This window comes from Sulfurimonas sp. (genome assembly GCF_023229025.1).
Lineage (GTDB): Bacteria > Campylobacterota > Campylobacteria > Campylobacterales > Sulfurimonadaceae > Sulfurimonas.
Genome location: NZ_JALOAA010000024.1, coordinates 1 through 18,463, shown reverse-complemented (window position 1 = coordinate 18,463; position 18,463 = coordinate 1). Strand labels below are relative to the sequence as shown.

14 protein-coding genes and 4 tRNA genes are annotated in these 18,463 nt (G+C 37.1%); 7 read left to right on the top strand and 11 right to left on the bottom strand.

The genetic code is table 11. The features are described 5' to 3' along the window. Nucleotides 1-45: 45 nt before the first annotated feature. The 6 genes from M0Q20_RS07150 to M0Q20_RS07125 all read right to left on the bottom strand — a co-directional run bounded on the left by M0Q20_RS07150 (nucleotide 46) and on the right by M0Q20_RS07125 (nucleotide 6,306). Nucleotides 46-1,911 (bottom strand): bifunctional diguanylate cyclase/phosphodiesterase, encoded by a 1,866-nt coding sequence (locus tag M0Q20_RS07150; protein WP_295059847.1) that lies wholly within the window; start codon nucleotides 1,909-1,911, stop codon nucleotides 46-48. A gap of 58 nt (nucleotides 1,912-1,969) precedes the next feature. Then, complete coding sequence (locus tag M0Q20_RS07145) at nucleotides 1,970-2,482, bottom strand: PDP protein (protein WP_295059844.1); 513 nt, start codon at nucleotides 2,480-2,482, stop codon at nucleotides 1,970-1,972. Continuing rightward, nucleotides 2,479-2,898 (bottom strand): flagellar export protein FliJ, encoded by a 420-nt coding sequence (locus M0Q20_RS07140; protein ID WP_295059842.1) that lies wholly within the window; start codon nucleotides 2,896-2,898, stop codon nucleotides 2,479-2,481. Before M0Q20_RS07140 ends, M0Q20_RS07145 begins: the two co-directional genes overlap by 4 nt. Nucleotides 2,899-3,083: 185 nt before the next feature. Beyond that, nucleotides 3,084-4,337: an adenylosuccinate synthase gene (locus tag M0Q20_RS07135; RefSeq protein ID WP_295059840.1), complete on the bottom strand. Its 1,254-nt coding sequence runs from the start codon at nucleotides 4,335-4,337 to the stop codon at nucleotides 3,084-3,086. An 8-nt stretch (nucleotides 4,338-4,345) separates the two neighbouring features. Beyond that, nucleotides 4,346-5,194, bottom strand: coding sequence for an ATP phosphoribosyltransferase regulatory subunit (locus tag M0Q20_RS07130; RefSeq protein ID WP_295059839.1), 849 nt, complete (start codon nucleotides 5,192-5,194; stop codon nucleotides 4,346-4,348). Then, nucleotides 5,194-6,306, bottom strand: coding sequence for an alanine--glyoxylate aminotransferase family protein (locus M0Q20_RS07125; RefSeq protein ID WP_295059836.1), 1,113 nt, complete (start codon nucleotides 6,304-6,306; stop codon nucleotides 5,194-5,196). Before M0Q20_RS07125 ends, M0Q20_RS07130 begins: the two co-directional genes overlap by 1 nt. 137 nt (nucleotides 6,307-6,443) lie before the next feature. Between M0Q20_RS07125 and M0Q20_RS07120 the strand changes: the two genes are divergently transcribed. Further along, nucleotides 6,444-7,214: an undecaprenyl-diphosphate phosphatase gene (locus tag M0Q20_RS07120; RefSeq protein WP_295059833.1), complete on the top strand. Its 771-nt coding sequence runs from the start codon at nucleotides 6,444-6,446 to the stop codon at nucleotides 7,212-7,214. Nucleotides 7,215-7,367: 153 nt separating this feature from the next. Here M0Q20_RS07120 and rdgB read toward each other — a convergent pair whose 3' ends face one another. Then, on the bottom strand, nucleotides 7,368-7,955 hold the full coding sequence (gene rdgB / locus M0Q20_RS07115; protein WP_295059830.1) for an RdgB/HAM1 family non-canonical purine NTP pyrophosphatase: 588 nt from the start codon (nucleotides 7,953-7,955) through the stop codon (nucleotides 7,368-7,370). A 157-nt stretch (nucleotides 7,956-8,112) separates the two neighbouring features. Between rdgB and M0Q20_RS07110 the strand changes: the two genes are divergently transcribed. After that, nucleotides 8,113-9,429 (top strand): MFS transporter, encoded by a 1,317-nt coding sequence (locus M0Q20_RS07110; protein ID WP_295059828.1) that lies wholly within the window; start codon nucleotides 8,113-8,115, stop codon nucleotides 9,427-9,429. Nucleotides 9,430-9,461: 32 nt separating this feature from the next. Continuing rightward, nucleotides 9,462-11,231 carry an ABC transporter ATP-binding protein gene (locus M0Q20_RS07105; RefSeq protein WP_295059825.1) on the top strand — a complete coding sequence of 590 codons (1,770 nt, stop codon included), beginning with the start codon at nucleotides 9,462-9,464 and terminating at the stop codon, nucleotides 11,229-11,231. Nucleotides 11,232-11,300: 69 nt separating this feature from the next. Here M0Q20_RS07105 and infC read toward each other — a convergent pair whose 3' ends face one another. The 3 genes from infC to ilvD all read right to left on the bottom strand — a co-directional run bounded on the left by infC (nucleotide 11,301) and on the right by ilvD (nucleotide 15,418). Further along, a complete protein-coding gene (gene infC / locus M0Q20_RS07100) occupies nucleotides 11,301-11,792 on the bottom strand; it encodes a translation initiation factor IF-3 (RefSeq protein WP_295059890.1) in 492 nt (163 codons plus the stop codon). 20 nt (nucleotides 11,793-11,812) lie between these two features. Further along, nucleotides 11,813-13,606, bottom strand: coding sequence for a threonine--tRNA ligase (gene thrS / locus M0Q20_RS07095; protein WP_295059887.1), 1,794 nt, complete (start codon nucleotides 13,604-13,606; stop codon nucleotides 11,813-11,815). A gap of 126 nt (nucleotides 13,607-13,732) precedes the next feature. Further along, entirely contained in the window at nucleotides 13,733-15,418 is a 1,686-nt protein-coding gene (ilvD, locus tag M0Q20_RS07090) for a dihydroxy-acid dehydratase (RefSeq protein WP_295059822.1), read from the bottom strand. Nucleotides 15,419-15,561: 143 nt separating this feature from the next. On the opposite strand from ilvD, the gene M0Q20_RS07085 reads away from it, so the two are divergent. The 4 genes from M0Q20_RS07085 (at nucleotide 15,562) to M0Q20_RS07070 (ending at nucleotide 15,987) form a co-directional block, all read left to right on the top strand. Then, nucleotides 15,562-15,636, top strand: a tRNA-Gly gene (locus tag M0Q20_RS07085). Between the two features lie 42 nt (nucleotides 15,637-15,678). Then, a tRNA-Leu gene (locus M0Q20_RS07080) sits at nucleotides 15,679-15,765 on the top strand. A gap of 23 nt (nucleotides 15,766-15,788) precedes the next feature. After that, nucleotides 15,789-15,862: transfer RNA gene (locus M0Q20_RS07075), tRNA-Cys, on the top strand. Nucleotides 15,863-15,898: 36 nt separating this feature from the next. Then, nucleotides 15,899-15,987, top strand: a tRNA-Ser gene (locus tag M0Q20_RS07070). A 394-nt stretch (nucleotides 15,988-16,381) separates the two neighbouring features. On the opposite strand, the gene M0Q20_RS07065 is transcribed toward M0Q20_RS07070, so the two are convergent. Then, nucleotides 16,382-18,463 (bottom strand): DEAD/DEAH box helicase (locus tag M0Q20_RS07065; protein ID WP_295059819.1); only part of this gene is annotated, 2,082 nt, incomplete at its 5' end.

Sequence of the window (18,463 nt, the reverse complement as noted above, 5' to 3'; positions counted from 1 at the left end):
ACGATTAGAAAAAAGTTATTTCTATATTAAAATATATGTTACTCTCTATTTCTTTAGATTTGCGGCTAAATACTCTTCAAACCCACTTTTACTTAATGGTTTTGAAAAGTAGTATCCTTGAAAAATATCGCAATTCTCTCTAAGTAAAAACTCGTTTTGTAACTCCGACTCTACCCCTTCTGCAACAATCTTTAAGTTCAAGTTTTTAGCAATATTTACTATAGTCCTTACCAAGTTTTTAGATTGAGAAGAGGCACTTAACTCAAATATAAACGATTTATCGATCTTAAGCTCGTCAATAGGGATTTGACGAAGATAGCTTAGTGATGAGTAGCCTGTTCCAAAGTCATCCATGGAGAAACGGATTCCGCACTCTTTGAGTCTATGCATCTTTGCAATTATTATGTTCATCTCCTCTGCAACACTCGTTTCTGTCATCTCAAAAATTATCTTAGAACTCAAATCACCGCTAAGATGCCTTTTGCAAAGTCTCAGTACGTCATCTGTAAAAGTTGTATGAAAAATCTGCCTCATGCTTATATTTATAGAGAACTGCTCTAGCTCTATGCCCATACTATCCCACTCACGCAATGTTTTAAATGCCTCTTCTAAAATATAGTATCCAAGCTCAATAATTATGCCGGTATTTTCACAAATCGGGATAAACTCATCAGGGGAGATAGCACCTAGCTGTTCGCTATTCCAACGTGCAAGAACCTCGCACCCAATAACTTCTGCTTTAGAGTTTAACTGCGGCTGATACATTAGCGATATCTCTTTGTTTTCTATGGCAAAATGAAGCAGCCTCTCTATATCTAACTTTCTCTCAACCCTTACCGAGAGTTCATCATTAAATAAAATAACGCTATCTCTTCCCTTCGCTTTTGCTTCATACATGGCAATATCTGCCTCTTTTATCAGTGTGCTTGCCGTTACGGTCGGTTTGTCTATAATGCTTACGCCGATACTTGCACTAATATAGAGATGATGATCCTCTATAATATATGTCTCTTTAATGGCGCCCAAGAGCTCATGTGCAAACTTCTCGGCACTTCTTCTGCACTCATCTATCGTCTTAAGTTCTGAGCTTAAGATACAAAATTCATCTCCGCCGAGTCTTGAGATATGTCCATTGTTGAGTTTTGTAAGCTTTTGCATTCTCTGAGAGACTTCTACTAAGAGTTTATCGCCTATATCATGCCCTAGCGCATCATTAATTGTTTTGAAGTGATCAAGGTCTATAAGTATTAAAAACATATATCTATTGCTATTTTTTTGAATCTTTATCGCATCTTCAAGTAAGTCTATAAAATGACGTCTATTTCCAAGTTTTGTAAGATAATCTTTGTAGGCTTGTGCATGATTTCTCTTTAGATAGTTATATGTGTTTCTTGAACCATAATAAAGCACCCATGCAAGCACTAGAGTAAGAGCCGCAATAACATAGGAGTAGAACTCTCCTACAAGAATAAGGTAGATTGTTATTGGAAGCATTGAAGAGATGAGTATTAAAATTGCCAATCTTTTTTCTGAGACAAGGATTGTAGTGGCAACTACGGAGACACCAAGCTGTGTAAAGAGCGCAAGGTAGTGAAGATCAACATTGTCACGAGAGACATAGATGACAAACATGATAGTCCACGTGGAGAAGTAAAAAAATACGAAGTATCTTACCTTGCTTAGCCACGCCTCTTTTTGCTTAATTGTATATTCACTCTCCGAGTAGGTGCTATAAAGTCTATATCCCCAATACGACATGACCAACACTAGCAGATACCATGACACCTCTATAAAGTAAGATGAGTAAACTATACCGATAATAACGTAAGAAAAAGCGGTTGTAGAAAAAAGTGCAATAAGTACTAAAATCTGTTTATGCATAAAATTATAAAAGTTAAGATTTTTAAGCACAAAACACCTTTATTCTAATATTTAATAAAAGATTCTAACTAATATTTCCTAATACCTATTACTTTACCAATATTAACGTCAGTTCTGAAGCTTTTTTTGCATCCATTTTACTCAAAATTGTTCCGACTGTTTTTGGTTTTAGTGAGGATAGTATGGCTGCTGCCTCTTGGGGTTGCATCTCAGAGAGAACGCTTGCAGCGCTTGCAGCTTTCATTTTTGCAAAAGTCTCAGACATCTTATCCATCTTGAGGTTTTTTATCTCTTTTATTATCTCCTCATTTTTCTTAAGCATCTTTTTTACAGAATTCTCTTTAGCGGAGATTTCAGCCAATTTTCTCTCTACCGCCTCTTCCTCTTGGGAGACTTTTGCTTCCCTCTTTTTTAAAAGCTCTTCCGTTGCCGTCTTTAGGGCGCTAAGTGCCTGCTTCTGTTCATCTATTCTCTCTAGCTCTATAAGAAGTTCACTCTTTCTTGCTTTAAATATCTCAGTACACTCAAAGAGTTTATCACTAGTCTCTAACGCACCCAAAGATGTTAAAGTAAAAAAAATAAGCAGTAGTTGTTTTATCATCTATTTTTCCCGTTATAACTCATCAAAGCAATTTCGTCTAGATCTTTTGCCTCTACCGCTTCTCTCTTCTTTAGCTCCTCTTTAATCTCTTGAAGCTCTAAATATTGAAACTTTTCATGCTCTATCATATCGATTTTTAGTTGTTTTTTTGCTTGAATTACTTGATTTGAGGCAAATGTAACCCACTCTTTATTATGGTTTATCAACTCTCTTTGAGAGTCTAGTAACATTCTAGAGGCAAGCATTTCGCCCATTTTTCCACTTTTTGGTGGTTCTACATCCTCTAAGAATTTATACGACAACTTAAGCGCCGTTGAGGCACTATTTAAGTTACCGTTTGCTTTTTGTAAAGATTGTTCACTTTTTTGTATTATATTTTTTTTTAATTTGACAAGTGGAGTAAAACGACTCTTCACAATATATCCTTAATTTTATTTCATACCCTCAAGGGGCACCCTGTAAAATGAAGGGAACCTTCTTTTGTATTATAACGCAATCAGAAGTAATTCCGATAGCTACGCTAACGCTGTGTTTTCTCACAGAGAGTCTTACGACTGCCTCGGCAGGAAGCCCATTGCTCTAGTGCAATTTTATATTTTATTTATAAGATTATTGTATCTTCTCTCTCCGGAGATGTTGATATTATACCTACTTTTGTTTTTGTTATCTCTTCAATCACTCTTACATACTCTTGTGCCTCTTTTGGCAAATCTTCAAATTTTCTAACCCCAGCGGAGCCGCTCCAGCCTTTGAATGATTTATATATAGGTTTTACATCTTCTAGATTTTGAGGAAGATAATCTATCTCTACACCATCCAGCTCATAAGCAACACAAATTTTTACTTCACTAAAACCATCAAGAACATCAAGCTTCATAAGAGCTAACTCGTCACAACCGTTTAGACGGCTTGCATATCTACATGCAACCGCATCAAACCAGCCACATCTTCTAGCACGTCCTGTTGTAGTTCCAAATTCGTGTCCTTGCTTGCCGAGTCTTTTACCATCTTCGCCCAAATCTTCACTAGGAAACGGTCCATTGCCCACGCGCGTACAGTATGCTTTTACTATTCCGGTTACTTTACCTATATCTTTGGAGTTTATTCCAAGCCCGGTACAAGCGCCGGCACTAACCGTTGAACTTGAAGTTACATAAGGATATGTTCCATGGTCGATGTCAAGCATAGTGCCTTGAGCACCCTCTAGTAGAACTCTTTTGTTCTCTTCATCGAGAGCTCTCCAGAGCATCTGTGTTGTATCTGTAATAAAAGGAGCAAATTTAACTCTATATCCTTCAAGCTCCTCTAAAAGCTCCTCTTTATTTGGAGTTTTTATCTCTAAAATATCAAAAATGTCTCTATTTTGCTCAAAATAGTTCATAATTGAACTACAAAGTTTTGCAGGGTTTAAAAGCTCACCTACTCTATGTCCGATACGATTTATTTTATCCGCATAAGCAGGTCCTATCCCCTTGCCTGTAGTACCTATTGCCTTGTCGCCTTTTAATCTCTCTCTAGCTTGATCTATCATAGCATGATAGGAGAGATTTAGATGAGCTTTGTCTGATATAAAAAGACGTCCCTCTAATCCTTCAAACTGTGCCATCTCTTTAATGATAGACTCAGGAGAGAGAACAACTCCGTTTCCAACGACATTTATAGCCTTTGGATTCAGTACGCCGGAAGGTATAAGATGAAGTGCGTACTTTACGCCATCAACCCAGATTGTATGTCCCGCATTATGCCCGCCTTGGCTTCTACAAACCATATCATACTCACATGCAAGCCTATCGACAATTTTGCCTTTGCCCTCATCACCCCACTGGATGCCTACTATTAAATCTGCTTTCATCATTTTCCTCTTTACTTCGCTTTTGTTTCTATTAATATATCTGTATAAATCGCAAAACCCACAGAACTTAGCTCTGAATTTTTATATCTTCCGCCTCTGGCAAAGACCTCATTTTTATCTATAACTCTAAAGAAAAGTTCATCATAGTAGAGCATCTTTGCATAATACATCGGCGCTAAAACACTATTTTGACAAGAGATTTCATCGCAAAGCTTTTTCATCTTCAAAAGCTCTGTTTTTATCTCGTCTGGAACCATATCTAGCAACTCATCAACCTGATGCTCATGCTGAAGATAGACAAGTTTCTCTATCCAATCAACTTTTAGGCTTAAAAATTTCTCTATATTTAGATGACGAAAATCTTCCAATGTCAGCTCATCAAACATCTCAACCAAGAGCTTTGGTATCATCATATTTGAGATTTGAATAAGAGGCTTGACTTCGAGTGCATCAAAAATATCTACTGCAATATTTAAAACTGATGATAGTTTGCTCTCGCCCATAAACTCAACACCTATCTGGTACTGCTCCTCTGTAGGATAACGAAAGACACTCTGAATATAGAACCACTTTTTGTGTTCGGTGTTGCGTCCTAATCTTTTTTCGATAATTCTCACGACATCTATAGTTGAGTCTGCTCTAAGAGAGATTGCATTATTTTTCTCATCGTTTACTTTTATGAGCTCTCTCTCATCAGCAATGCTTTTATGCTGATGGTAGGAAAATATCGGCGTAACTATCTCCTCAAATCCCTTAGAGTACAAAATATCACTAGCAGCTTTTTCTATCTCTCTTTTTATCTTAGCGCTACTGCCGAAGTAGAGTTTTGAACCGCTAGGAATCTCATGCTCTAAAATCATTACGTAGCCACTTTAAAATATATTTCATTAAATACTCTGTTAGCAGTTCCATCATAAGCTCTACGCCCCAATCTTGCAAGAGAGAGCTCAATAGAGTTTACAACCCATGCCATCTCGTAAGGAGGGATTAAACCCATCTGATTTATACGAAAAATCTTACCGTTTAAATGATCTTGCCCGCCGGCAACATTTACGCCAAAATCATTTTTAAGCATTTTTCTTATCTGCGATGCATTTTCATCATCTACAGTTGTCATAGAGAGTGCCGGAGTTTTTGGATATATGTGCAGACCTATTGCTTCCAATGAGGCTCTAACAGCTTCTGCTCTACTTTTAGTCTCTTCATAAAGCTTCTCTAATCCACCATTTTTTTCTATCGTCTCTAGTATCTCTAAAAGTCCAATAGTAAGCGTAGTCGCTGCCGTCCATGCGGTAGTGTTTTTTCTTTGAGATTTTATCTCTGTAGCAAGATTGAAGTAGTAACCCCTCCCCTTGCCAATTTTTTCTATAGCCGCATTACTAAGACCCAAAATCGCAAGTCCCGGAGGAAGCATAAGTGCTTTTTGACTTCCTGCAATCAGAGCGTCAATATTCGTTATATCAATCTTCTCAACGCCAACAGCAGTGATGCCATCAGCTATTATCATAATATTTGGATTAATCTCTTTAACAGCTTTTGCTATCGCTTCGACAGGGTGACGAAGCCCGCCTGCAGACTCGCTTATCTGAACTGCAATAGCATCAATCTCAGAGTTGCCTTTAACAGCCTCTACAACTGCCTCAACACTAACTGCTGTATCCCACTCGTTTTTTATCTCAATACTGCCAAGGTCGTGAGCCGCTGCAATTTTGCCAAATCTCTCGCCAAATTTTCCGGAGTTTACATTTAAAAGCGTTTTGTGGCAAAGATTGACCACAGCAGCCTCCATAGCGCCTGTTCCGCTTGAAGAGAGCATAACAACCTCATCACTTTTAAAAAGCTCAAAGAGATATTTTCTTGTTTTTTCAAAAATAACCTCAAATTCAGGAGTACGATGGTGCATCGTCTCATCGCTCATGGCATTACGAACATTTTGAGGTACGGGGGTCGGTCCGGGAGTGAAAAGTAACATATAAAAGTTCCTAAATAGATTATGATTTAAAACCTCGCATTATATCCAAAAAACTTAAAGTGTCTCTTTATTAATAAACTTTGTTTTATGCTAAAATTTCACTAAATTATCTAAGATGTAATCATAAAAAGGCTCTCATGACAATACTAGACTCGGTAATATTAGGCATAATTGAGGGTTTTACGGAGTTTTTACCAATCTCTTCAACAGGGCACCTTATAGTTGCTAGTGAATTTTTGGGCATTGAACAAAATGCTCTTAATAAGGCATATCAAGTCATTATTCAGTTTGCAGCGATACTAGCTGTAATTTTTAACTACAGAGATAAGTTTACTCTAAAAAAAATAGATCTCTGGATGAATGTATTTATAGCCTTTTTGCCCTTGGCTCTTATCGGTTTTATCTTCTCCTCACAAATAAAAGAGCTATTTAGCGTAAATATAGTTGCTGTTATGTTTATAGTTGGCGGGGTAATATTTTTGATTGTTGAGAAGTTTTTTATACACGAAGATGCACAAACTATCCACGATGTAGAGCAAGTAACACTTAAACACTCCCTTGTAATAGGTTTTGCTCAAGTTTTTGCGCTCATTCCGGGAACTAGCAGAGCGGGTTCTACCATCATCGGTGCACTTCTTGTGGGTCTTAGCAGAAAAGCTAGTGCAGAGTTTAGTTTTCTGCTTGCTTTTCCCGTAATGGGGGCAGTTGCCACTTATGACTTACTAAAGCATTATCAAGATTTTACAGAGAGTAATATCACTATTTTAGCAATTGGGTTTGTAACCTCTTTTATTGTTGCATATTTGACAATGAAACTCTTTTTGAAATTTTTAGAGAAGTTTACTTTTGTATCTTTTGGAGTTTATAGGATAATCTTCGGGATTGTTTTACTCTTAATGTTTAACTAAAGGTTTAATAATATAACAGTGGAATAGTGTTTGCTTATAGTGCATAAACTTTATAGGGAATGTGGCATGCAAACTTTACAAAGATATAACTCAAAACTAGAACTTTTTCTAACTAAAATCGAAAAGTCTCTCTATATACTCAGCAAAAAAATTCTATAGAGACTGTAAAATTATTTTTGCTAAGCTCAACGCCTTTGCGCGGTGAGAAATTCTTTTTTTTACCTCATCATCCAGCTCTGCTAGTGTTTTATCATACCCAAGCGGGATGAACATAGGATCATAACCAAAACCGCCATCACCTAGAGCTTTTGTAATTGCCTCTCCATACATCCAACCGTGAACTGTATACTCTGCTTCTTTTGTAACTATAGCTATTGCTGCTGTATAGTGCGCCGGCGAAGAGTTGACATTTTTAGCCTTTATATCACTAATTAGCTTATATAGATTATCTTTATCTGTTGCATTTGCCCCTGCGTATCTTGCACTGTAAATTCCGGGTTCCCCATCAAGAACATCGACGCTTATCCCGCTATCATCCGCAAATACGACAACATCATCGTCATTTAAAGCTTTAAAGACTGCTCTTGCCTTTATAAGAGCGTTGCTCTTAAAGTCATCTCCATCCTCAACAATCTCAAACTCATCTATAATTTCACTATAAGGTATCACCTCAAAATCTTCACAAAGTGCTTTTATTTCCCTTACTTTACCCTTGTTTGAGGTGGCTAATACTAACTTCACATACAATCCTTATAAATTACTTTGAACATAAGTTTTTTTGATTTAAAAAGTTTGTGTAAACAATCTTTTCAATATAATTACGCAATTATATATAAAGGGCACCTCTAAAACCCTTAATAACACTTTAAGGTGCTCCAAAATTAAAGCAAGGTAGATAATGTTTAAAAAAGTATTTCCACTCTCAGCAATCCTCTCTCTAAGATTTTTAGGTCTTTTTTTGGTTTTACCGGTAATTTCGGTTTATGCGCTTGAACTTGAAGGTTCAACTCCTCTTCTAGTAGGTATAGTTGTCGGCGGTTATGCGCTAACACAAGCACTATTTCAAGTCCCTTTTGGAACAATGAGCGACAAGGTAGGTAGAAAACCGACTCTGCTTTTTGGTCTTATAGTATTTTTAATCGGCTCTATCATTTGTGCATACTCCGACAATATATATACGCTTATGGTAGGAAGATTTCTTCAAGGTGCCGGTGCGATAGGCTCTGTTATTACTGCCATGATTTCTGATTTAGTTGCAGAGGAGATTCGCGGTAAAGCCATGGCAATCATGGGAGCCTCTATCGCTCTTAGTTTTGCTCTTGCTATGGGAGTTGGACCGGTTTTAGGTGCTGCTTATGGGGTTGACTTTCTTTTTATATTAACAGCTGTTTTTGCAGTTTTAGCAATTATACTTCTCTTTACAAAAGTGCCAACACCCCCTAGGATTAAGCACACTTATCATGCAACATCAAAAACTTCGGATATCCTAAAAGATCCAAATCTTTTAAACATGATAGTCATCAATGCTATGCAAAAAGGTCTTATGACTATCGCTTTTGTTCTTATTCCTATTATATTAACAAGCGATACTTTTGCTTGGGAGAAGTCTGATTTGTATATGGCGTATCTGCCTGCAATGCTTTTTGGTTTGGCTGCGATGGGTCCGGCTGCAGTTTTTGGAGAGAAATATAACAAACCAAAAGAGATATTTCTGCTCTCAATAGTTCTCTTTATTGGTTCGTTTTTAGTTATGGGGCTTACCGCTTCAAGCACAATCTTTATAGTAGGTGTTGTGATGTTTTTTGTTGCGTTTAATATGATGGAACCTCTAGTTCAGTCAATGATAAGCAAGTTCGCTAAGGTACACCAAAAGGGAGCTGCGCTTGGTATCTCCAACTCCGTTGCATATTTTGCTACATTTGTCGGCGGTACATCTGCAGGTCTTCTTCTTGGCTTTAGCGATAGAGCGACTATCGGTGTCTCTGTAGCCGTAGTAGCTACCATCTGGCTGCTATGGACGCTAAAGCTTCAAAACCCGACAAAATACTCTCATCTCTATATACCACAAGAAGAGGTTGACATATCAAAGCTTCAAGATCTTGAACAGGAACATATAGCTGAGTGGTATATTAACGATACCGAAAAACTTATTGTCATAAAATATGTAAGCAGTGCAATGGAGCAAGAAGCTCTAAAAGCTAAAATTTCTAAGTAGCCTTTTGTGACTTGCGCAAAGCACTCTAGATTATGAATAAAGAGCAAATCACACTTAAAACTATTTTTGCTCTAATTTTAGATAAAAAATCTCCCCTTATATATGGGCAGATTGTAACTATACTCGCCATTCTTGTAAGCATACCTGTCCCGCTTATGCTTCCTGTCATGGTAGATGAAATCCTTTTAGAAAAACCCTCCTACTTTGTAGGAAGCATAAACTACCTCTTTGGAGAAACATCCCCTTTTTACTATATAGCCATAGTTACATTTGCTGTTATTTTTCTACGTTTTATCTACTATGTTCTTAGTGTTGTTATTACAAAGATTTTTACAAAAATATCAAAACATGTAACCTTTATGGTGCGAAAAAAACTGCTTTTGCATCTAAAATCTGCCTCCATGAATGAGTATGAAACTCTTGGAAGCGGTGCAATTACCTCAAACTTGATTACTGATGTAAACACGCTTGATAATTTTATCTTAACAAGTGCTAGCCGTTTTATCTCATCTGTTTTGACATTGGTTGCAGTAGGTGTCGTCATGATTGCGATAGATCCCATCTTGGGTATATCTATCTTGATTATCCAGCCTCTAATTATGCTAATTAGTAAAAAGATGTCAAGAAGAGTAGGCTCTCTTAAAAGAGAGGAGAATCAGGCAATTGAGAAGTTCCAAAACACTCTGGGGGAAACTCTAGAGCTTTACGGGCAGATAAAAGCAAGTAATAAAGAGAGCTATTTCTTTTCAAATACGGTAGATGATGCAAAAAATATTCAGATAACATCAAACAGATATGAGTACAAAAGCGTTGCGTATGAAAAACTCTCCTACACTATATTTTTAATCATGTTTGAGCTTCTAAGAGCCTCCGGTATTCTCTTAGTCGCATATAGCGATTTAAGCATAGGTATGATGTTTGCGATGTTTGGCTATATCTGGTTTATCATGACCCCAGTTCAAGATATACTCTCCATGCAGTATAGCTACTCCTCTGCTATGGCTGCGCTTAAGAGATTAAACAAAATACTAGAGTTAAAAAGTGAAAAAACAGGAAGCAGACGTATAGATTCGCGAGATGTGGATATATCTCTAAAAGATTTAAACTTCTCATACACAAATGATAAAAATGCTCTTGAGAATATCACTCTTAATATTAAACATGGCTCTAAGATTGCCTTTATTGGAGCTAGTGGAAGCGGTAAAACTACACTTGCTCAAGTTATTGCAGGCTTTTATGAAAAAAATAGCGGCTCTCTTACGTATAATGGTATAGAGACGGAAGATTTAAACAAAACATCTCTAAGACAGAAGATATTTTTAGTCCTTCAAATGCCTATACTTTTCAACTCTACCCTAAGATTTAACATAACTATGGGAGATGAAAGCGTCAGCGATGAGGAGATTTATGCGGCTCTTGAGATAGCTCAACTTAAAGAGATGCTTGAGGGGATGAAAGATGGCCTTAATACAATAGTAGGTCATCATGGCATAAGACTCTCAGGCGGTCAAAGACAACGCTTAAGCATTGCAAGAATGGTCATAGCAAATCCAAGTGTTGTTATATTTGACGAGTCCACTTCAGCGCTAGATGCTCACACAGAGGCAAAACTTCATATTGCCATTGAATCGATACTAAAAGATAAAACAGTTATAACAATAGCCCACAGATTAAGTACTGTTAAAAATGCAGATATGATTTATATACTAGACGCAGGAAAAATAGTTCAAAAAGGAACACATGAGGAGTTAAAAGATGAAGAGGGACACTACGTTGAGTTTATTAAAAATCAGCTATTATAAATAAACGCAGAGAGTTCTGCGTTTAAAAAACTACTTTTCTAAAGAAAGTTTTCTGCGAAACCGCTATCGCTACTTTTGAGGGACGACGTACATGTTGTAGTAGCGACCTTCAAACTTAGGCTCTTTTTCCATAACGCCAATATCTTCAACCATAGGCCAAACTCTAAGGAGAACCTCTTTTCCGGCTTGCGGGTTAGCCATTTCACGACCTCTTAAAAATACGCGAAATTTCACATGTTTACCCTGCTCTAAAAACTCTCTTGCATGTTTGACTTTATATTTTATGTCATTGTCTGCAATTTTTACAGATAGTTTAATCTCTTTAACGTCAATCTTGACCTGATTTTTTCTCTGCTCTTTTTGCTTCTTCTCTTCTTGATACTTAAACTTACCGTAATCCATAATTTTTACTACGGGAGGCTTTGCATCCGGAGCAATTAAAACCAAATCTAAACCCATCTCATTTGCTTTTTCTCTAGCTTCATCAATAGAGACTACTCCTAAAGATTCTGCTCCATCTATATTGCAACGCACTTCCGGTACACGAATATCGTCATTCATTATGACACGGTCTTTTTTAATCAAAAATTCACCTCATTTATTTTAGTTTGTATAAGTGAGAGAAATTCACTCTCGCTTAAGTTATATTGTTCTCTCGTTCTTCTGTCACGTATTGCAACAGTTCGAGACTGGACCTCTTCATCACCTATAATTATCAACATAGGCACTCTCGTCTTTTCCGCTGTTCTTACTCTTTTGTTCAAAGAGTCGTTTTTAGAGTAGATTTCACTATCTGCTCCCAAATCCATCAGCTTATCAGCTAACTCTTTAGCATAGTCGTTATGCGTAGAAGCAATCGGAACAATCGCAACTTGAGTCGGAGCTATAAACATTGGAAACTCTCCAGCGTAATGCTCTGTCAATATACCAATAAAACGCTCAAAAGAACCTAAAATTGCTCTATGAATCATTACTGGCTGAATTTTGTCATTGTTCTCACCGTTATACTCAAGCTCAAATCTCTCAGGAAGATTAAAATCTAGTTGAATAGTGCCACACTGCCACTCTCTGCCGATTGCGTCTGTTATTTTAATATCAATCTTCGGACCGTAAAAAGCTCCGCCACCCTCATCTATCTCATAAATAAGGGCATTTTTATCCATCGCTTTTTTTAGAGCCTGTGTAGAAACTTCCCACACTTCATCGCTTCCAACTGCTTTTTCGGGTTTTGTAGAGATCATCATCTTATAATCAAACTCAAATGTGGACATAATTTTATCTACAAAATCAACAACCTCAATAATCTGCTCTTCAATCTGATCTGCTCTACAAAAGATGTGTGCATCATCCTGCGTGAACTCTCTAACACGAAAGAGTCCATGAAGCGCACCCGTCATCTCATGGCGATGAACAACACCATACTCAAAATATTTCAGAGGCAGGTCTCTGTATGAGTGCAGATCCTCCTCATATACTTTGATATGACCGACACAGTTCATAGGTTTTATGCCAAACTCTATCTCATCGATATTTGTAAAGTACATGTTTTCGCCATAGTTTTGGTAATGTCCTGATGTTTTCCAAAGGTCGCTTCTTAGCATTTCAGGACCACGAACAGGCTCATAACCACGCTTACGGTGCGCCTTAAAAAGAAGTGACTCTAATCTTGAGCGAAGTCGTCCACCCGCCGGAAGCCAGATAGGAAAACCTGCTCCAACCTCTTCACGGAATGCAAACATCTTCATCTCTGCACCTATTTTACGATGGTCTCGTTTCTCAGCTTCAGCCATCATGTCTAGATAAGCTTTTAGTGCCTCTTTATCTGCAAATGCTATCCCGTATATACGAGTAAGCATCTCATTTTTAGAGTCTCCTCCAAGGTATGCGCCTGCTATTTTAGTAAGCTTAAAGTATCTTATAAGCCCTATGTTTGGCAAGTGAGGTCCACGGCACAAATCTTCAAACTCTCCCTGTTTATAGATAGAAACAGTATCGCTTGTAATCCTCTCCATGACAGAGAGTTTTAGATTATCATCTTTAAACTTCTCTTTTGCCTCACTCATTGTAATTTCATACTTTTCTATTTTATACTTTTTCTTAGCAAAGGAGAGCATCTGTTTTTCAATAGTCTTCAGATCACCTTCACCAATCTCTTCTTTAGTTTTAAAATCATAGTAAAAGCCCTCTTTTACGGTAGGTCCGACATAAAACTTTGCGTCAGGGTAGAGTGATTTTATGGCTTGAGCCATTAGGTGCGCTGTAGAGTGGCGAAGAACTTCTAAAGAGTCAGGCGAGTTGTCCAAGTGAATCTGCTCACCCTCAAAACCAAGCTCTTTAGCAGTTTGTAAATCTACTATCTCATCGTTGTGTTTTATTGCAATTGCATTCAAATCTTATATTCCTATCTACTATTTATTATTCTCTGCCTCGTAAGAGGCTAGCTTCAGCGTCTAAGCGGCTAGCGTAGCAAGATGGGCTTCGCTCATATTGCGTACAAATCATCAAAGCTCAGTTTTTAAAACTGCTCCATTTGAAGCATTTGAGACTAAAAGTTGGTATCTCTTAAGCCATTTTGACTTTACTTCATTTTTATACGGCACATAGTTGGCTTTTCTTTTTGCTATCACTTCATCACTTACATTGAGGCGTAAAATGTGCTTATCTACATCAAGCTCTATCTCATCTCCATCTTCAACAAAAGCTATTAAACCGCCCTCAGCAGCTTCTGGAGAGACATGTCCAATGCTAGCACCTTTTGTCGCTCCACTAAATCTACCATCGGTAATAAGTGCAACGCTATCACCCAGCCCCATGCCTTGAATAAGCGCGGTAGGTGCAAGCATCTCTTGCATCCCGGGACCGCCTTTTGGTCCTTCATAGCGGATAACAACAACATTGCCAGGTTTAACGCTACGGCTCATTATGCCTTTGATGGCTTCCGGCTGGGAGTTAAAGCAGATTGCACTACCCTTAAACTGACGCATATGCGCCTCAATACCTGCTGTTTTTACAACCGCGCCCTCTAGTGCAAGGTTTCCAAAAAGAATTGAGAGTCCACCGACTTGTGAGAAGGCATTTTCATTTGTATGAATAATCTCTTTATTTAGAATTTTAGCATCTTTAATTCTCTCGCCTAGTGTTTCTCCCGTTACCGTAGGGTTGTCAAGATAAAGAAGTCCGCCTCTTCTGCTTACCTCTTTCATAACCGCATTAACTCCGCCGGCATCATCTATATCTTTCATGTGAACTGTTGTTAATGATGGAGATATTTTAGCAATGTGTGCTACGCTATCCGCAATCTCATTGATTTTCTCAATCGGGAAATCAACCTCCGCTTCTCTAGCAATAGCCAACATATGAAGAACCGTATTTGAACTTCCACCCATAGCCATGTCAACCACAAATGCATTATGAACCGCTTTTTCGTTTAATACATTGCGAAGGTTATACTTGCTGTCATCTGCCTTAGCCATCTCAACAATTCTCTTAGCAGCTTTTTTAACCATCTCTATACGAGCAGGAGTCATAGCTAAAACAGTCCCGTTTCCAGGAAGTGCAATACCCATAGCCTCACATAGTGTGTTCATAGAGTTTGCGGTAAACATACCTGAACAACTACCACCCGATGGACATGCATTGCACTCTATATCATAAAGCTCTTCATCTGTTATCTTCCCTTCAGCATGCTCGCCTACGGCTTCAAATGCAGTCGACAAATCTATCGGTGTACCATCTTTTTTATGCCCTGCTGCCATTGGGCCGCCTGAGACAAAAACCGTAGGAACATTAACACGAAGCGCGCCCATTATCATACCAGGAACAATTTTATCGCAATTTGGGATACATATAAGAGCATCAAGCTTATGCGCATTCATAACAGTCTCAATAGAGTCTGCAATTATCTCACGTGAAGGTAAAGAGTATAGCATGCCGTCATGCCCCATAGCAATACCATCATCAACACCTATAGTGTTAAATACAAAAGGAACTCCTCCGGCTTCACGAATTGCATCCTTTACAATCTCGCCATACTCGTGCAAGAAAAAGTGACCGGGAATGATGTCTATATAGCTGTTAGCTATCCCGATAAACGGTTTATCAAAATCTTCATCTTTTAATCCCGTTGCTCGAAGTAATGAACGATGTGGAGCCTTGTCAAAACCCTTTTTTATTGTATCACTTCTCATTAAAATCCTTCATTTATAGTTTATCTCTTTTTATTATTAATGCGATTATAGCATCTTTTTTATTTTTTTAATAAAAACTCTTTACAAATAAAAATAAAGTGGCTATAATTCCGCTCACTTAAAAAAAACTAAGTGCATAAATTGCGGGAATAGCTCAGTGGTAGAGCACAACCTTGCCAAGGTTGGGGTCGCGAGTTCGAACCTCGTTTCCCGCTCCATATTTTTTAAATTATAAACTGTTAATTAAAACACCCAACGATGCCCGGGTGGCGAAATCGGTAGACGCAGGGGACTTAAAATCCCCCGGTAGCAATACTGTGCCGGTTCAAGTCCGGCCTCGGGCACCATTGATTTTATATGTTTTTTGACTGGTGCCATCGCCAAGTGGTAAGGCCGCAGCCTGCAAAGCTGCTATCCCCAGTTCAAATCTGGGTGGCACCTCCAGTTATAAACTTAAAAAATCTTTTCAAATATAAACGTGGATCTTTGGCAGAGTTGGTCGATTGCACCGGTCTTGAAAACCGGCGAGGGTTATACCTCCCAGAGTTCGAATCTCTGAGGGTCCACCATTCTTAAAATCACTTCAAACTACTTAAATAACGAAACTAAATAACCTTTTTAAGAAATAGAATGAGCACTTTAAGGATTTTCTTCTGTAGAAATTTCTCTTCCCTCTGCTTCCAAGTCTCTTTGATATTTTTCTTAAATCTTGCCCCACCAATCAATATTCTCTGGTGTAACATTCATATCATTAGATTTAATATTTGCTCAAAATACTTTCATATAAGTCATCTTCTAACTTCATCTCTATTGTTTTCACTGCCATCCTTTATATTCATACAAAAAGCAGTATAATGATTATTGGAAAATGTATTATATTTAACTAAATCACCCCATTTCAATTTAATCAAAAAGGTTAGGACTAGCTATCTTAGCCTTTTTATCAAAAAAACTAACAAAATCTTACTTCAAAATATCCTTAATCATTTGAGATAAATCATCTTTATTTATCTTTGTCTTATACTCTACATTTACACCATTATCTTTTAACTCTTTGAAAAATGCTTCGGCACTTTTTATCTGCAATTTCTCTTTAGTGCTTATATCATTTTTATTTTCATACCCCTTAGTCTCAACAACAAAGTATAGTTCTTTGTGATCACTAGACTCTATTACATATCCAAAATCTGGATTATAGTTTCTTCCATGAGCGGTCGGAATATTGACTTTTGGTAGTTTTCCAAAAACTACAATTTTTTTATCACTTGACTCATCTATTGTTATTTTTTCAATACTACTATCAACCTCCATAAAATCTTCATCATAGATTGATTTTTCTCTTACATTTTGAGACTTGATCTTATATGTCTCAACACCTAAGCTTCCCTCTGGTATAAACTCTTTAACATTTCCATTTTTATCGGCAAGAGAAGTGTTACAAGTTTTTATCTCTCTTAAGTCATAAGATATTTTATTTATGATTGTTTCGTATATGGCACTCACAAGTTGTTCTTCTATTTTTTTGAGTGCTAAATTCTCATTTTGAGGTATTAAGCCAAACTTCTCTTTTTTGATTCCATGCATGACTTTAGCTATCGTTTGCATACTAAGTTTTGTATTGTTTGATAATGCTTTTATAAACTCATAAAGTGTAAAAATGGAGTGTGTTTCTACCGTTAGGGTTTCTTTTTCGCTGTCATGTTTCTCTTTATTTTCAACATTCTTATCTCTTTTTATGATGATATCTTGACCGCTTGTCTCAAAGTTTGCATCTATCATCTGTATCGCTGATTTGATTAAAGTATCGCTATCAATATCATACTTTACAACTGCATCATAGTTTAGGTTGTCCCACAGAGCTTTAAACTTTTTAAAGTTGGCTTGATGAATTTTGATTTTTCCTTTTTCTTTTTTACCATTTCTATCTTTAGCTTTAACTCGGTTAGATGTTTTAAAGAAGCTATCAAAATACTCTTTTAGTTTTTTGCTATCGCACCCTTTCATCTCTAAAGACTCCAACTCTTTTGATTTTGAGCTATATTGTTCTTTTGATATAGTTATTTCACTCATGTCATCTTCATTGATAGTAATAAATCCCATCTCTTCAAGTTCATCAAGTAGTTTAGTTGCCGCTCTTGGTGTAGCTGCTATATGATTTTCTACCATAACATCTTCGTTAAACAGTTTTGAAACTTGCTTAATGCTATTTTCACTAATCTCATTTTGTATGGAAGTTACAAAGTTTTCTTCCGTTGATGGCACCACTACAAAAAGCTCATTGATAAACTCAAAATTACTATCATCCCCAGTTATTCTCTTACCATCTTGATTAACAGCCAGTCTAAGTCCACGACCAATTTGTTGGAGTTTGGATATTTTAGAGTTACTTGGGGCTAATTTACAAAGTGTCATTACATTTGGATTATCCCAACCCTCTTGCAGTGCCCACTGAGAGAAGATAAATCTAAGATCACTATCAAAGGAGAGTAGCTCCTCTTTTTTGTTGAGTATCAGCTCTATAGCCTCTGCTTCATCTCCCTCTTTTTTAGATTTTGCAAAGTATCCGCTATGTATCTCGTTTAGACTTTCTTTTGTTTTCAAAAGATACTTTTTATACTCTTCATCAAGGTTTTTTCTTTTTAAAACTTCTTCTAAATTTTTAAGATACAATTTTTCAAAAAGTTTTGCAAGCTCTCCGTTTATACCCTCATCTGTCAAATACTTATCAACTCTATCTATAAAGAAGAGACAAAGTGCTTTTATATCAAGTTTAAATAGCTCTTCTTCCCTCTCAAAATGATTTTTAATAGCAGTATCTACAATAACACGCTGCATCTCATCAAGAAGCACACCGTAACTTTCACTCACTCCAAGAGGCAGTGAAATATCATTTGTAAAAATTACTTCACTTTTTGTAATCTTTTCTACTACATAGCTATTAAGATACTCTATACCTACTTTTTCGCCAAGGTTTTCACCTTTTTCTAAAATAACTTTTTGATTTTTAGAGCTTATGTCTTTGTACTCAATAGTAGCTTTATAATC

What these genes read in the sequence shown, in the direction of transcription:
- M0Q20_RS07145 (WP_295059844.1), bottom strand. Translation starts at nt 2,482, where the DNA reads ATGATAAAACAACTACTGCTTATTTTTTTTACTTTAACATCTTTGGGT.
- M0Q20_RS07135 (WP_295059840.1), bottom strand. Translation starts at nt 4,337, where the DNA reads ATGATGAAAGCAGATTTAATAGTAGGCATCCAGTGGGGTGATGAGGGC.
- M0Q20_RS07130 (WP_295059839.1), bottom strand. Translation starts at nt 5,194, where the DNA reads ATGATTTTAGAGCATGAGATTCCTAGCGGTTCAAAACTCTACTTCGGC.
- M0Q20_RS07125 (WP_295059836.1), bottom strand. Translation starts at nt 6,306, where the DNA reads ATGTTACTTTTCACTCCCGGACCGACCCCCGTACCTCAAAATGTTCGT.
- M0Q20_RS07120 (WP_295059833.1), top strand. Translation starts at nt 6,444, where the DNA reads ATGACAATACTAGACTCGGTAATATTAGGCATAATTGAGGGTTTTACG.
- M0Q20_RS07110 (WP_295059828.1), top strand. Translation starts at nt 8,113, where the DNA reads ATGTTTAAAAAAGTATTTCCACTCTCAGCAATCCTCTCTCTAAGATTT.
- M0Q20_RS07105 (WP_295059825.1), top strand. Translation starts at nt 9,462, where the DNA reads ATGAATAAAGAGCAAATCACACTTAAAACTATTTTTGCTCTAATTTTA.
- infC (WP_295059890.1), bottom strand. Translation starts at nt 11,792, where the DNA reads ATGAATGACGATATTCGTGTACCGGAAGTGCGTTGCAATATAGATGGA.
- ilvD (WP_295059822.1), bottom strand. Translation starts at nt 15,418, where the DNA reads ATGAGAAGTGATACAATAAAAAAGGGTTTTGACAAGGCTCCACATCGT.